Annotated in this window: 11 protein-coding genes and 1 other annotated feature; of the genes, 6 read left to right on the top strand and 5 right to left on the bottom strand. The window is 38.2% G+C overall.

Annotated elements, in window-relative coordinates; all coding sequences use genetic code 11:
* Positions 1-704: 704 nt before the first annotated feature.
* From AC1VU3_RS13845 to AC1VU3_RS13835, 3 genes are read right to left on the bottom strand one after another with little or no spacing between them, the layout of a single operon-like run.
* Positions 705-1,859 carry an acetoin utilization protein AcuC gene (locus AC1VU3_RS13845; RefSeq protein WP_482983799.1) on the bottom strand — a complete coding sequence of 385 codons (1,155 nt, stop codon included), beginning with the start codon at positions 1,857-1,859 and terminating at the stop codon, positions 705-707.
* Positions 1,856-2,500, bottom strand: coding sequence for an acetoin utilization AcuB family protein (locus AC1VU3_RS13840; RefSeq protein ID WP_482983798.1), 645 nt, complete (start codon positions 2,498-2,500; stop codon positions 1,856-1,858). The genes AC1VU3_RS13845 and AC1VU3_RS13840 overlap by 4 nt, the downstream gene beginning before the upstream one ends.
* A gap of 34 nt (positions 2,501-2,534) precedes the next feature.
* The gene (locus tag AC1VU3_RS13835) at positions 2,535-3,167 is read right to left on the bottom strand and encodes a GNAT family N-acetyltransferase (protein ID WP_482983797.1); all 633 of its coding nucleotides are present in this window, start codon (positions 3,165-3,167) and stop codon (positions 2,535-2,537) included.
* A 170-nt stretch (positions 3,168-3,337) separates the two neighbouring features.
* Between AC1VU3_RS13835 and acsA the strand changes: the two genes are divergently transcribed.
* Both acsA and AC1VU3_RS13825 read left to right on the top strand, forming a co-directional pair.
* Entirely contained in the window at positions 3,338-5,056 is a 1,719-nt protein-coding gene (gene acsA / locus AC1VU3_RS13830) for an acetate--CoA ligase (RefSeq protein ID WP_482983796.1), read from the top strand.
* Between the two features lie 200 nt (positions 5,057-5,256).
* The gene (locus AC1VU3_RS13825) at positions 5,257-5,817 is read left to right on the top strand and encodes a hypothetical protein (protein ID WP_482983795.1); all 561 of its coding nucleotides are present in this window, start codon (positions 5,257-5,259) and stop codon (positions 5,815-5,817) included.
* A gap of 40 nt (positions 5,818-5,857) precedes the next feature.
* Here the strand turns inward: AC1VU3_RS13825 and AC1VU3_RS13820 are convergent, their stop codons facing one another.
* Positions 5,858-8,767, bottom strand: coding sequence for a transglycosylase domain-containing protein (locus AC1VU3_RS13820; protein ID WP_482983794.1), 2,910 nt, complete (start codon positions 8,765-8,767; stop codon positions 5,858-5,860).
* Between the two features lie 99 nt (positions 8,768-8,866).
* Positions 8,867-9,064: a binding site (T-box leader), on the top strand.
* A gap of 92 nt (positions 9,065-9,156) precedes the next feature.
* Between AC1VU3_RS13820 and tyrS the strand changes: the two genes are divergently transcribed.
* The 3 genes from tyrS to AC1VU3_RS13805 all read left to right on the top strand — a co-directional run bounded on the left by tyrS (position 9,157) and on the right by AC1VU3_RS13805 (position 11,927).
* Positions 9,157-10,422, top strand: a complete 1,266-nt coding sequence (gene tyrS / locus AC1VU3_RS13815; protein ID WP_480390098.1) for a tyrosine--tRNA ligase — start codon at positions 9,157-9,159, stop codon at positions 10,420-10,422.
* Between the two features lie 304 nt (positions 10,423-10,726).
* Positions 10,727-10,975 carry a DUF3006 family protein gene (locus tag AC1VU3_RS13810; protein ID WP_482983793.1) on the top strand — a complete coding sequence of 83 codons (249 nt, stop codon included), beginning with the start codon at positions 10,727-10,729 and terminating at the stop codon, positions 10,973-10,975.
* Positions 10,976-11,180: 205 nt separating this feature from the next.
* Complete coding sequence (locus AC1VU3_RS13805) at positions 11,181-11,927, top strand: alpha/beta hydrolase (RefSeq protein ID WP_482983792.1); 747 nt, start codon at positions 11,181-11,183, stop codon at positions 11,925-11,927.
* An 84-nt stretch (positions 11,928-12,011) separates the two neighbouring features.
* Here AC1VU3_RS13805 and rpsD read toward each other — a convergent pair whose 3' ends face one another.
* Positions 12,012-12,614 carry a 30S ribosomal protein S4 gene (gene rpsD, locus AC1VU3_RS13800; protein WP_480387330.1) on the bottom strand — a complete coding sequence of 201 codons (603 nt, stop codon included), beginning with the start codon at positions 12,612-12,614 and terminating at the stop codon, positions 12,012-12,014.
* A gap of 401 nt (positions 12,615-13,015) precedes the next feature.
* Between rpsD and AC1VU3_RS13795 the strand changes: the two genes are divergently transcribed.
* Positions 13,016-14,869: a sensor domain-containing diguanylate cyclase gene (locus tag AC1VU3_RS13795; protein ID WP_482983791.1), complete on the top strand. Its 1,854-nt coding sequence runs from the start codon at positions 13,016-13,018 to the stop codon at positions 14,867-14,869.
* The last annotated feature ends 77 nt before the right edge of the window (positions 14,870-14,946 follow it).

Here is a 14,946-nt window from a genome sequence, read left to right as displayed (position 1 = left end):
TAATGGAACCTTGGGTTCTCCGCTGCGTCGGACGCTTTCCCGGAGGCCAACAGGATGTTGGTCAGGAAAACGTTGTCACACGATGTGACGTCCTTAGTTTTCCCTCCACAAGGCAAGCCAGCACCCATCGCTAACGCGCGTGGCTGTGCTGTCTTGCCTACCACCCTGCTCCCACAGGAGTCGTCGCCGCTGCTCCGAACCAATAGAGATACTACTAATGGTAAGCTATGATCAATAAATTCTTATAAGAATAGAACATATCAAGAAAGGATTAGTTTTGTTCAGCTTCTATTATTAAATTGGATAAATGATTCCCCAAAAACATATAACCCATCAGAAAGGGTTATTTTGTAGCATCTTTTCTGCTGCTTGCCTACCATCCTCTCCGTACCAATAGTACACTTTTTATTCTAGATTAAAATGGATAAATAAAAGCGGAAAAGAAAAGGGCACCTCAAGAATGGAGGGGGGTAATATCCTTGGCTCTTCCTTCGGTCTAAGTAGTTCAGAGTAATGGTTAGGTAGCAATAATTCATTCTATTCGCGCCTTGCCAACCGCCAGAGCATGACGAATGAGACTGCGCTCTTTTTGCAGGCTCAAGCGGCATGGGCGGTAGCGCGAATAGTAGACTACTAAACTTTTGGAAATTCTAAGAGTTACTAATGCCTTCTATATAGATTTCCTAAGATACCTCCACCTCAGGTTATTGGTTTCGCAGTAAATATAATGCTTTGTCTAGCATTTGTTTGTTTTTTTCTGTTATTTCTGCTTTTCTAGGAATAGCTTCATATAATGGTTCCGGATCCATCCAAGTTGGGATAAAGGGCACTGGCGATTCTTTCTGCCATTTCTCTATCCATGTCTGAGGGAGAGCACCATTTAGAATAGGAAAATCATTCATTTCCATCCAGAGCATTGACCAAGCTCTCGGTACTACTCTCCAAATGTCATAGCCGCCTCCGCCAACAGCAATCCATCGACCTTCACAATATTGGTGAGCTAATTGATGGGCCAGCTTGGGAATCTCTCTATAGATATTCATGGTACCATACAGATGAGTTAAGGGATCGAAGTAGTGGGCATCTGCACCATTCTGACTAAGTATTACATCCGGTTTAAACGATTCAATAATTTCTCTGAATGCAGTCTCGTAAATATCGAGGAATGATTCGTCCTCCGTGAATGCATCAATTGGAAAGTTATATGAAGTTCCATAGCCCTGACCGGAGCCCCTTTCTGTAATATTACCGGTTCCTGGGAACAAATATCTACCTGTTTCATGAATAGAAATAGTGCAGACGTTCGGGTCCTCATAAAAACTCCATTGAACACCATCACCATGGTGAGCATCTGTGTCTATGTAAAGCACACGAGCATTATACTTTTCTTGCATATATTTTATTGCAACGGAACTGTCATTATAGACACAGAATCCAGAAGCTCTTCCTTTAAACCCGTGATGTAATCCTCCACCTAGATTTAAGGCATGAATGGCTTTTCCCTCCATCACATAATCGACAGCAGTCAGTGTACCTCCTACGAGGGTCGCGCTTGCTTCATGCATACCCGGAAAAACAGGTGTGTCTTCTGTCCCGATACCGTAGCTTTCATATATAGAAGTATCTCCAGTTTCGTTACTTGCCTTTTTGACGATATCAATATAGTGAGGATCATGAATTAAACTGAGCTCTTCATCAGTAGCAATCCTTGGAGCAACAATATCCGATAAAGAAAGTGCCTGACTTTCTTGTAGTAAGTCAACCGTTAACTTTAGCCTTTTTTGGTTAAACGGATGTGAGTCTGAAAACTTATAGCCTAATTGGTTTTCCGAATAGACAAAGACAGCATTTTTCTTCATAGATTTGTTCCGAGAGGGCTAGGCCATAAAACTTCATAGCCCTCTGTTTTTAGATCTGCTACGAGCTTAAGTGGATTCATTGTTTTAATTCGGACAACCAGTATTTTATGGTTTTCATTTTCTTTATCGGGGTATACCAATACACTTAATACATTTACTTTTTGCTCATAAAACACTTTGGATATCTCATACAAGACACCAGTTCTATCTGGAACTCGAATTTCTAACTGAGAGCCGGGTTGATGAACACCTGTAAGCTCTATAAATTTGTAGAGTAAATCCGATTCAGTTATCATGCCTACTAGTTTTCCTTGGCTAATGATTGGTAAGCATCCGATTCTATTATCGTAAAAAATGCAAGCGGTCTCTTCTACAAAATCTAAAGGGTGACCAGTTATCGGATTTTTAGTCATGATTCGTTCAATCGGGCTATTTAAAATTCCTCTATCCTCGTTGCCTAAAGAGGAAGGAGTCGCTTCCTTCAAATCACGATCGGTGACTACTCCTATGACCTCTCTTTGCTTATTAATAACCGGAATATGTCGGATTCTTTTTTCCTTTAAAAGCTGGAGAGCCTCCTCTATGGTGTTATTTGGATATAGGGTAGGAACAGACTTATTCATTATCTCTTCTACTAGCATTTTAGGAACTCCTTTACTGTGAAAGTTTAGCCACTCAATACATAAAGCGATTCATAAAGCGCAGCTGATCGAACTTCTCAATCGATTTATTATCGACTCTCTTCCCGATTTTAGCCATTAGGCAATTTGCCGGGTGAGAGCTAATTTCTGGATCATCTGTGGCAAAATATTCTAAGCCACCAGCTTGCATCATTTTTTCCATCATTTTTCGATACTCCCAGACGTTTAGTCCAGTGCCTTTTAGATCCCAATGCCAATAATATTCTGTTGTAATGGTAATGTAATCTTCCATTGCATCATCCATCATGGAGACACGTAATAGCTGTTTTCCAACTCCTGTTCCTCGAAAAGATGGAATCACTTCAATAGCACCAAGTTCAATTAGGTTATCCATATTACCCTGAGACCATCTTTCTAATGGATCAGGATGCAGAAATGTACAATAACCTACAATCATATGCTCTTTTCTTACAATGATAATTCTACCCTCAGGTAATTTTGCTATTTCCACAAGAGCTTTATGCTGTTGTTCAGGAACACGAAAGGCAACTAAATCTTGATGAAATTCTAAAGCTGCCAGCTGCTCAGAAGAAACGGGACCCTCAATGATTACAAGACCATTCTTTGTTTCCTTTTCAACAGCATAATACGTTTTTTTATGTTCCACACATTCACCACCTAATATAAGTTCTTTGTTGTTATTATACATGAAATAGGAGAGAGAAAGCGATTTCTTCCATTTATGTAACGGAACATTCAAAAAAGTTAAAACATTGGCATAAATTCAAGGAAGTATTGTAGAATAAAAGAGTAAAGTTATAGAAAGGGTGAATAGGGATGAAAATCGAAATGTTACCAGTAAAAGAGGCGGAGTATCAATTAAAAGACTATAATGCTGCTGTTAAGAGCTTTGATTGGCAGGACGCAGAAAAGGCTTTTTCATGGTATGAAACTGGAAAAGTCAATATAGCTTATGAAGCTATTGACAGACATGCAGAGTCTGATAAGAAAGACAAGATTGCTCTTTATTATCAAGACGCAGATCGAAAAGAGTCTTACACTTTTTACGAGATGAAAGCCTGGTCAAACAAAGCTGCAAACGTTTTCAAAAACAGTTCTACTTTAACCAAAGGGGATCGCTTGTTTATCTTTATGCCAAGGTCACCAGAACTTTACTTTGCGTTGCTTGGTGCTCTAAAAAACGGATTAATAGTAGGTCCGTTATTTGAGGCGTTTATGGAAGGGGCAGTATATGACCGTTTAATGGATAGTGAAGCAAAGGCGATCGTTACTACTCCTGAACTATTAAGCAGGATTCCACTAGATAAATTACCTGCGCTAGAAACAGTGTATCTGGTTGGTGAGGGAATCGAAGAAACAGACAAATTTGTGGATTTTAATAAAGCATTAGGAGAAGCATCAGAGGAATTTGAAATGGTGTGGGTAGATAAAGAAGACGGACTTATTTTACATTATACTTCTGGGTCTACCGGAAAACCAAAAGGAATTCTTCATGTACATTATGCAATGGTTCTTCATTATCAAACAATGAAGTGGGTCATGGATATTCGAGATGACGATATATATTGGTGCACAGCGGATCCTGGCTGGGTAACTGGAACTTCTTATGGAATATTTGGTCCGTGGCTAACAGGCACTACCTCGCTTATCTTAGGTGGTCGTTTCTCTCCGGATGCTTGGTATAAAGCAATCGAGGATTATAAGATAACTGTTTGGTATAGCGCACCTACTGCCTTTCGAATGCTGATGGGAGCGGGCGATGGGATTGTGAAAAAGTATGACCTATCCTCCTTGCGCCATGTATTATCAGTAGGGGAACCTTTGAATCCGGAGGTTATTAAATGGGGTGTGCAGGTCTTCAACAAGCGCATCCATGATACTTGGTGGATGACAGAGACTGGCGGGCAAATGATCTGTAATTTTGGTTGTCTTCCAATAAAACCTGGCTCCATGGGGAAACCATTACCAGGGATCCAAGCCGCAATTATCGATAATAACGGCAATGAAGTTCCACCATTCACCATGGGGAACCTAGCGATTAAGAAAGGCTGGCCATCTATGATGCGTCAAGTATGGAAGAACAAGGAGAAGTATGATTCTTATTTTATTAATGATGAGTGGTATTTCTCTGGAGACTCTGCGTACATGGATGATGACGGATACTTCTGGTTCCAAGGACGAGTAGATGATGTGATAATGACATCTGGAGAGCGAGTAGGTCCCTTTGAGGTCGAGAGTAAGCTAATCGAGCACCCAGCAATATTAGAAGCAGGGGTAATAGGGAAGCCAGATCCTGTTCGAGGAGAAATTATTAAAGCTTTTGTAGCGTTAAACGAAGGATATGAGCCTTCGGAAGAGTTGATTGAGGAAATCCAACAGTTTGTCAAAAAGGGTCTAGCAGCTCATGCCGCTCCAAGAGAGATTGAATTTAAGGATAAGCTTCCAAAAACAAGAAGTGGTAAGATTATGCGTCGCGTGTTAAAAGCATGGGAGCTTCAATTACCAACGGGCGATCTTTCTACAATGGAAGATTAATAGAGAGAAAATACGAATATTAGCGAGTACATGAAAGAATGTCATTCATGTGCTCTTTTTTTATATGGATTTCCGAACAATTAGTTCCCTTAAACCTTCCACATGCTCTAGAATATCAGAAGAAATTGTAATGGAAATTACTAAATGAATGTAACCATTTCCTTAAAAAGAATGTCTACTCTATAAAAGGGGGAGAAGGAATGAGGTTCTTTTTAGGGGTGCTTTTAGTAGTGGGTTTATTAGCTGGTTGTGGGACAAATCAGGAAAATGTGAATGGAAAGGTTGATTTAGCTTCCATTGAATTGGTGCCGTTAAGTGAGTCCGAGATGGATGGGTTTACTTTTCGACTTAAGAGCGAGAAAGCACAGTATAAAGAAGGAGAGCCATTAGATATTGTTGCTGAACTAACATATAGTGGTGAAGATGATATTGTAATAGGTCACGGTGGTTCCTGGGTGGCGCTTAGCACGACAAATGTATCCAAGGATTACCACTTTGGGAGTGCTATGAATGAGCCATATATAATTCGTCAAATGAGTAGTGGAGAAACTATCACAGATACTTACTCATTTTCAGGTGGAACCTATCATGAAGGGAATACAGGGGAACCCTATTCAGAAGAAGAATTTAAACGCATGGCGGAAGATGATTTTCCACCAGGTATCTATAAGATTGAGGCTGTAACTGACTTTGTTATTGACGGAGAAGAAAAAAGATATAACCTAAAAGGTGAAATAATATTTGAAGTAGTAGAGGAATAGAAAACCTCGAGAGCAAGGCTCTCGAGGTTTTTGCTTTCCATTATTCTTCTGTATCCTCTTCAGGAGGGGTTTCCTCATCAGGTGGTTCGGTCGGGTCAGTCGGCTCTGGAATCGTTATCTCATCTTCTGGATTACCATCTTCGGGTTCCTCTTCATCCGTTGGTTCAGATGGAGTAGGGATAAACTGTAGGTTGTTTACTTGGTTAGAAGCGCCAGATTGTAAACCAGTAATATCAACTGCTACTACCATAAATGTTCCTGGCCATCCTAAAGTATAACTATTCTCATGTGCCTCTAGTTGTGTAGCTATGAAAGACCAGCTGTCATTTATCTGTTCATATATTCTATAGCCCACTACATCATTTGAAGCTGAGTCTGTCCATGAGATGGTGCTACCAGACATCGATACTGTTACTGGAGCAGGCGGGGCCGTATCTGCTTCAAAAACCTGTTCAGAAACTACACTGCTTGCAAATGAAGAATTATTAGGAAAAAGCTTACTCGCATCTCCTCCTAATCTTCCTAGCATTCTGCTGATGAATTCTTGATTCACTCCATGACCACCACTAACAACAAACTCAGCTGGGGTTGAGTCAAGGGCTCTGTATCTACTTCCATTCATCACTACATAAGAGGAAGTAATTAAGCTATCATCTGAATCTTTAGGTAGCATCACGTTTTTATTGAATAAATCAGTTTTCACTAATCCTGCTTGCTGACAAGCATCAGAGACAGCTAAACCGGAGATACCACAGAAGGATTTGGATACGACTCCTTCGGGCTGTGTAAATTTATTAGGACCGTTGACTATGTCTGGATTTACCTCATACATTGCATTCATCATATCCGCCCAAAGTGTATTGATCCTAGTACTTGGATGGCCATAGCGGTTGTTCAAGCGGTTTAATGTAATCGTATTATCGTCATATCCAAGCCATACACCCATCGAAATGTTTGGATTATAACCAATAAGCCAAGAATCATTGTGATTTTGTGTAGTACCAGTCTTAGCCGCAAAATCTGATTGGAATTTTAGTCTAGAGCCAGCAAGCTTCGCTGTACCTGTTTTTACAACATCTCTTAGAATATCTGTTGTAATATAGGCAGTCTCTGGACTAAATACATCTACAGGTTCTACTTGATGCTCATATATGAGATTCCCATCTACATCTTCAATCTTTTCAATCATATAACCTTCTATAAACTGTCCATTGTTAGCAAATGTACCATAGGCGTTTGTTACTTCTTCTAACGTGGCTCCATTATTCATACCACCGATAGAAAGTGCTAGGTTTGCATATTCATTCTCACCAATATGGTCAAATCCCATTTTTGTCATAAAATCAGTCGGCTTACGATCCTTAATGAGATCATACAAACGAATGGTAGAAAGGTTTTGAGATGTAGTCAGTGCTTGACGGGCAGAGATAATACCCAGTTCTTGACTTACCGTGTAGTTGTTTGGTTTCCAGATGGTTCCGTGATCATTATACTCAAACTTCACATCCACTACGGGACTTCCAGCGCCAATTACTCCATATTCTAATGCAGGGGCATATACAAGTAACGGTTTGATAGTAGATCCCATCGAACGTTTTGCTTGTGTTGCATGATTATACTGCCCTAGATTATAATCTCTTCCACCAAGGAACGACAATATTTTGCCGGTAGAGTTCTCAATAATCATGCCCCCTACCTGTACAGGGAAATCCTTCTTCACTAATTCTCCTGTTACACTATCCTTTACCTCTCTATCCGTATAAGTGGCTCCATACAGTTCAAATTCATCTCGTACCTTGAGCATTGTTTCATACATTTCTTTATTAATTGTTGTATGGATTCGATAACCACCAGTGCTTGCGGCACGCTTAGCCATGATTGTATATTTTTCTTTCGTACTAGCTTCCTTATCTAAGCGTTCTGGATCAACACCATCTTGTTTTGCCAGCTCTTTACTTAAAATGTCGACAACACGCTTTTCAATTTCCACTGTAAGCCAAGGATATTTTTCCTCTGGAAGAACCTCAGGCTCTCTAAAATCCTTTGTAATATCATATTTTAAGGCTGTATTATAATCTTCGTCTGAAATATATCCAGTTTCCTTCATTCTAAAAAGTACTACTTTCATACGGTCAATGCCGGCTTGGAGGGATTCGTTCTCCTTTAGCTCTCCACCATTTTTAAATGGAGTATATTTGAATGGAGCTTGTGGAATACCAGCAATATAAGCTGCTTGAGGAAGGGTAAGGTCCTTTGCCTTCACATTAAAAATTCCTTGAGCTGCTGTTTCTATACCTGCAATATTTCTTCCATTCGCATTTCTACCATATGGGATAATATTTAGGTAGGCTTCTAATATTTCGTCTTTCTCCATAAACTTTTCAAGACGCATTGCTAATAGAATTTCTTTTGCTTTACGCTCGTAGGAAACCTCGTTCGTAAGAATCTGATTTTTAATTAGCTGTTGGGTTAAAGTAGAACCACCAGTTTGGGTATCAGAATTTGTTACGTCTTGGAGGAGACCACGGAAAATAGCTTTAGGAACAATTCCGTTATGCACTTCAAAGTATTCGTCCTCCGTTGCAAGTACTGCATCTATTACATAAGGAGAAACCTCAGACAACTTGGTTTCTGTTCTTTCCAAATCCGTTCGAAGTTTACCCAAGTATATATCTCCGGCAAAATAGATTTCGGAGGTTTCTTCATAGTTAAAAACCGCACTTCTCATTTCTTCCTTCGATCGAAGCGGTTCATCTTTTACGAGGGAGGCAAAATATCCAGCTGCAACTGACGCTCCAAAAACTCCTAAGGTCACTCCTACAACTAGAAAAATTAGGCCTAAGTTCCAGATTACGCTTCCTGAGACTCGTAATCCTTTTGCCCATTTTGTCGCTTGCCAAGCGTCGTACTTGTCTTTATATATTTTTAATTTTTCGAGCCATTTGTTCATTTATCACTCTACCTCCACATCCACCATATTATAACATAGACATATATTAGAAGACGATACTTATTGACAACCGTATCAGATTAGGTAAAATAGGAATATCTTTTAATGGTGAAGAGTCCGAAGTAGTTGTTATGCATACTGTATAGAGAGCTAGCGGTTGGTGCAAGCTAGTCAGTGTATAATTACGAATTACAGGCTTGGAGTTAAACGTCGTCACAACGATACAAGTGAGCAAAGCGGAAGGGAATTCCCTTCAAGCTGGGTGGTACCGCGCTAATCGACTGAAGCGTCCCTGCATACTTTTTATGCAGGGACTTTTTGTATTTAGAAGGAGTACGCTGATCATTCGTTTTAAGCTTTGCTAACGATAATTTAAAGGAGGAATAAAAATGACAAACGCGTTACTGGAAGATTTAAAATGGAGAGGTTTGTTATATCAACAAACAGATGCAGAAGGTATGGAGGAGTTATTATCAAAAGAAAAAATTTCTCTATATTGTGGAGTGGATCCAACTGCTGATAGCATGCATATTGGTCATATCGTTCCGCTCTTAACACTTAGACGTTTTCAGTTACATGGACATCAGCCTATCTTGCTGGTAGGTGGAGCAACTGGTATGATAGGCGATCCTTCAGGTAGATCAGAGGAGCGTCAGCTGCAAACAGTTGAGCAAATAGATAAAAATGTAGCAGGGATTAAAAAGCAAATGGAGCAGATTTTTGACTTTGATGCTAATAACGGTGCGAAAATGGTAAACAACCGTGATTGGATAGGGCCAATGTCTGTAATTGAATTTTTAAGAGATTATGGAAAGCTAATTAATATCAATTACATGCTTGCGAAAGATTCTATTGCATCTCGTTTGGATTCAGGTCTTTCCTTTACGGAATTTGCTTACACCTTAATTCAAGGGATCGATTTTAAATATCTCTATGAGCATCATGGCTGTCGAGTTCAGGTTGGTGGGTCTGACCAATGGGGGAACATTACAACAGGGCTAGAAATAATTCGTAAAACAAAGGACGAAGAAGCGAAAGCATTTGGTATTACCATTCCTTTAGTTACAAAAGCAGACGGTACAAAGTTTGGAAAATCAGCTTCTGGCTCTGTTTGGTTAGATCCAGAGAAAACCTCTCCATACGAGTTTTACCAATTCTGGATTAACACTGCGGATGCGGATGTAGTGAAATACTTGAAAATCTTTACTTTCTTAGAAAGAGAACAAATTGAAGCATTAGAAAAAACGGTGGAAGAGGAGCCTCATCTTCGTAAGGCACAAATCACATTGGCTGAAGAAATGACTACGTTAATTCATGGTGAAGAAGCATTACAGCAAGCAAAAAGAATCTCTCAAGCATTGTTCAGTGGCAACTTAAAAGATTTAACTGCTGCAGAAATGAAGGACGCTTTTAAGGATGTTCCGTCAGTTGAAATGAGTAAAGAAGAGAAGAATATAGTTGATTTTATTGTAGAAGCTAAAGTATCTCCTTCCAAACGTCAAGCAAGAGAAGATGTAACGAACGGTGCAATTTCTCTAAATGGAGAAAAAGTTACAGATATTGGATATATTATAAGTAATAAAGATATTTTAGATGATACATTTATGATTATACGTCGAGGAAAGAAAAATTATAAAATGATTAAATTTATATAATTCTTATTGCTACTTCTTAAAATAATTAAGAAGTAGCTTTTTTGTTCATTTCATTTAGAAATTCTCGATAATTTTAGGAAAAAGTTAATGAATTATATAATTTTTTTAAAGTTTTTTTAAAAAGTTTCCTAATTAAGAAGGAAAATTATTATTTAATAGAGAATAAATAAACACTAATCATAATAGATGAAAAGTAAGTGGTTAATAGTATAAAATAAGAATAAGAAAGAAAATAGCTATCAAATACAAATAACTTTTTGTTATTTTGTTTTATAAATAGAGCGGAAACGAGGTGTGGTTCTAAATGGAACCGAAGAAATACGTTTTAGACCATTTTGATGATTTTTTTGTTATCTTATTTAGTAAAAATGATAAGTCAGATAAGCTTGTCATTCTGAAAGAGAAATTCACGATTGATGCGAAAGAAGGAGATCAACTGGAAATCAGCATTAATGATGAAAAATCAGGATATAATTTTAAGCTTCTCAAAGAAGAAAAAGATGAAAAGAGAAAAAGATTGCTAGATTTAATTGAGAATATGGATAATAACTAGTTTCTTGGGGTGTGCCATAAGTAGAAAGCTTATGGTACGCCCTTTTTCTTTTGCAGAAAACCTATTTGTTGTGCTCCTGCGGAGGTTGCATAGTCATGCCACCATCCTCGTCGCGAATGGAGCGTCTCAAAAAGATTTTTCAGATGCTCCATTTTCTATATATGGTAAAATGTAGAGGAATTTGTATGAAAGGGGGAAAGGATTTATGAAATATGAAGTAATGAAAGAAGCAGAGGCTTTTTATTTTCCGGGAAATGAAATTGGCGTTTTAGTCATTCATGGTTTTACGGGCTCTACACAAAGTATGCGATTTTTAGGAGAGAGAATAGCAGAGGCGGGCTATACGGTATTTGGTCCTCGTCTAACTGGTCATGGTACAGATCCAGAGGATATGGAAGCTTCTAGCTATGAAAATTGGGTAGAGGATGTCCAAAAGGGTGTTGATAAGTTAAAGGAAACTTGTCAAAGTATTTTTGTGTGTGGCTTATCTATGGGTGGTACGCTAACCTTATATTTAGCTGAAAATAACCAAGAGATTAAAGGGATTATGCCAATAAATGCTGCTATTGATCTTCCAGAGTTTATAAGCAATTATGAGTTGTTGTCCAAATCAAATACTAGATTTGTAGAAGGAATCGGCTCTGATATTAAACAAGAGGGAGTAAAAGAGTTAGCGTATTCTAAGACACCTGTTAAATCGATGGCTGACATTATTACTTTAACCAATGAAGTGAAGGATAGGCTTAGTCATATCACTGCACCAGCACTAATCTTTAAATCACAAGAGGATCATGTAGTTCCTCCACAAAATTCTGATCTTATTTACGAATCTATCTCCTCTCAGGATAAGACCTTAGTCGAATTAAAAGAAAGCTATCATGTGGCAACTCTTGATAACGATAAAGAGGAAATTGCACAAAAATGCATTGCTTTTATGAAAGAAAGAATATAACTTTCTATAGTAGGAAACAGAAAACCCCTAGAACTCCTTTTAAGGGTTCTAGGGGTTTATTATGCTCACTAGTGAGCAATTTAATTAACGAGAGTAGAACTCAACGATTAGAGCTTCGTTAATTTCAGCAGATAATTCGCTGCGCTCTGGAAGGCGTACGAATGTACCAACTTTTTTGTCAGCGTCGAAAGAAAGGTATTCAGGAACGAAGTTGTTCACTTCAATAGCTTCTCCAACTACTGCAAGGTTTTGAGATTTTTCACGAAGAGAGATCTCTTGACCTGGTTTTACGCTGTAAGATGGGATATCTACGCGTTTTCCGTCTACTAAAACGTGACCGTGGTTTACTAATTGACGAGCTCCACGACGAGTACGAGCAAGACCTAAACGGTAAACTAGGTTGTCAAGGCGAGTTTCAAGAAGGATCATGAAGTTTTCACCGTGTTTACCTTGCATTTTACCAGCTTTATCAAATAAGTTACGGAATTGACGTTCGTTTACACCATAAGTATGACGAAGTTTTTGTTTTTCTTGTAATTGTTGACCATATTCAGTCAATTTTTTACGTTGGTTAGGACCGTGTTGTCCTGGTGCGTATGGGCGTTTTTCTAATTCTTTACCAGTACCGCTTAGTGAGATACCAAGACGACGTGAAATTTTCCAAGATGGACCTGTATAGCGAGCCATGAATGACTCCTCCTTTTTATTGGTTTTATTTTGTTGTAAAATAAGACCAGATGTATTCAGTCTAGAAGCCATTTCATTTTCATGCATCATCGCCCTTGCAGCCAAAGGGTTACGGGATACACCATCTACGTGAGTAGAGGAACAAAATGAACAAACTAGTCCATACAACTGCTGCGTTTATTTTACACAAAGTCTATTGTATCTCTCGGTAATAGGAAAGTCAATAAATTTAAAAGGAGATTTCAAATAAACGGAGGAATTTTCTATAAGATTGGAAGTAAATGATTCCCTATGAATTAATAACTTCATATATTTGACAAAAAGTAAATTTTATAGTCAAATAGATATAACGAGGGAATAGGGATAAAAGCATCATTTCTTTTAAAAACTGAGGTGTCCACATGGAAAGCGATGTTAACTTGTTACTGTTAAAAAGCCGAATGTTTGACATTTGGAATGAATATTCATTTAGCCATGAATCAAGTGCTAAATGGTTTCAGGATTTAAGGGTTTTGCTCGCAGAGTTCTTCGATATACATGAAGCAAATTATTATATTAATGACACAAATACCTTTGTACAGGTTAATTGGAACAGCTCCTTCTTTCAGAAGAGAAACATCATACTTTTGAAAGAAATTGAGGGCTTCTTCTTTGAAAAGGACTATGCGGAAATTGCTTTTATTCATGTGGGGCAATCCTCTAGACCGACCGTTTCTGTTTTATTGCGAGAAAACGCAGAGGTACTAGGCTTGCTAACATTAGAAGTAACAGATAAGTGGATACAGTTTACAGAAACACCATATTTGAATGAATTCATTTCATTAGTAACTAAGTTAGTGAAGACAATCAGAACCTCTATCTATCTTTCTCAGCAGGAGCATCAGTATAGGAATTTGTTTAATATAACAAAGACTTTCTATTCAACTTTGGAAATAGGGGATATTTTGGAAGGGACATTATCTGCGGTGAAGGATGCCTTCCCAAACTTCCAATCAACGCTTATTTTATCAAATGATCAAGACAGAAAAACTTCTATTCCATACAAACTTTTTGATTTTACAATCGAGAGACCGGCTACTGTAGAAGCTTTCGTGTCTGGGGAAATCACTTCAGAGTTGGCAGAGGATTTAGTCGTCCGTCTTTTGAATGTCCCTATTAAAGGGAAACAAGGTATATACGGGGTCTTACGTGTTGCTACCCCTTTAGATTATCTGTTTTCCACTAGACAGAAGGACTTCATATCCATGCTCGCGAATACAGCAGGTAATGCTTTAGAGAATGCCAAGCTATATATTCAATCTCATCGTCTAGTAGCAGATTTACAGTTAATTAATGAAACATCTCAAAAGTTAAATATGAACCTATCTAAACAAGAAATGATTGAATTTCTAACAAACCAATTGATGAAATCCTTTCACCCAGAACAAGTATGTTTTGTTTTTATAGAGAACGAGGAAAATCAAATTTTTAGCGGGTCGGAATATTTCTATACATTGGATGGGCAAAGGTATATACAGCATGTAGGGAATCATTTTAAAAAGCAGAAGGATTCTTTATTTATTGCTGACTTTAATAGAATCACAAGCATAGCTCAACGCTATCGTTCGTTAATAGCTATCCCCTTGCGTGAGCAAGATACAATTGTAGGCTTTAGTATTGTGATGCACAGTGAACCTTACTTTTTTTCTTTTGATAGCTTTAAATTAATGCAATCACTTATACAGCACTCGTCACTTGCCATTAGTAACGCTGCATTAAGAATGAAGCTTCAGGAGATGGTGGATCGAGATCATTTGACCAATTTGTATGCTCGAATATATTTGGACAAGTATGTAGAGCAATCCATTGGAAAGGACCAAAACGGAGTATTTGTGTTAATGGATATTGATAATTTTAAACAGATCAATGATACACATGGACATCAAACGGGAGATATAATCTTACAGCAAATTGCCACACTAATCCAACGAAAAGTCGAGAATATCGGTATCGGAGCTAGATGGGGAGGGGAAGAACTGGCTTTATATTTCCCAAACATGACACTGGAAGAAGGTATTAATAAATGCAAGGAGCTGCTTGAGGTTATTCCATTATATTCAGAACCAAGTGTCACAGTATCTATCGGATTGGCTAGCTGGTCAAAGGATACAGTTATCAATTATCATCATCTGTTCCATAATACAGATATTGCACTTTACGATGCTAAAAATAATGGAAAAAATCAGATGTGTATATTTGAAGGTGCTCGTCTTTAGGGTAGTGACCCCTTAAAGTTAGAGTTTAATTTATGCAGCTAATCGGCTGGTATGAGTTCGGTATTTTACCGGGCTCA

Source organism: Psychrobacillus sp. Z16_25 (genome assembly GCF_056856695.1).
Note: the sequence above shows the minus strand (reverse complement) of the source record. Positions and strands in the feature narration are given on the sequence as shown.

Coding starts and splice junctions, on each gene's coding strand:
- AC1VU3_RS13840 (WP_482983798.1), bottom strand. CDS start 2,500: ATGCTAGTAGAAGAGATAATGAATAAGTCTGTTCCTACCCTATATCCA.
- AC1VU3_RS13825 (WP_482983795.1), top strand. CDS start 5,257: ATGAGGTTCTTTTTAGGGGTGCTTTTAGTAGTGGGTTTATTAGCTGGT.
- AC1VU3_RS13845 (WP_482983799.1), bottom strand. CDS start 1,859: ATGAAGAAAAATGCTGTCTTTGTCTATTCGGAAAACCAATTAGGCTAT.
- acsA (WP_482983796.1), top strand. CDS start 3,338: ATGAAAATCGAAATGTTACCAGTAAAAGAGGCGGAGTATCAATTAAAA.
- tyrS (WP_480390098.1), top strand. CDS start 9,157: ATGACAAACGCGTTACTGGAAGATTTAAAATGGAGAGGTTTGTTATAT.
- AC1VU3_RS13805 (WP_482983792.1), top strand. CDS start 11,181: ATGAAATATGAAGTAATGAAAGAAGCAGAGGCTTTTTATTTTCCGGGA.
- rpsD (WP_480387330.1), bottom strand. CDS start 12,614: ATGGCTCGCTATACAGGTCCATCTTGGAAAATTTCACGTCGTCTTGGT.
- AC1VU3_RS13820 (WP_482983794.1), bottom strand. CDS start 8,767: ATGAACAAATGGCTCGAAAAATTAAAAATATATAAAGACAAGTACGAC.
- AC1VU3_RS13810 (WP_482983793.1), top strand. CDS start 10,727: ATGGAACCGAAGAAATACGTTTTAGACCATTTTGATGATTTTTTTGTT.
- AC1VU3_RS13795 (WP_482983791.1), top strand. CDS start 13,016: ATGGAAAGCGATGTTAACTTGTTACTGTTAAAAAGCCGAATGTTTGAC.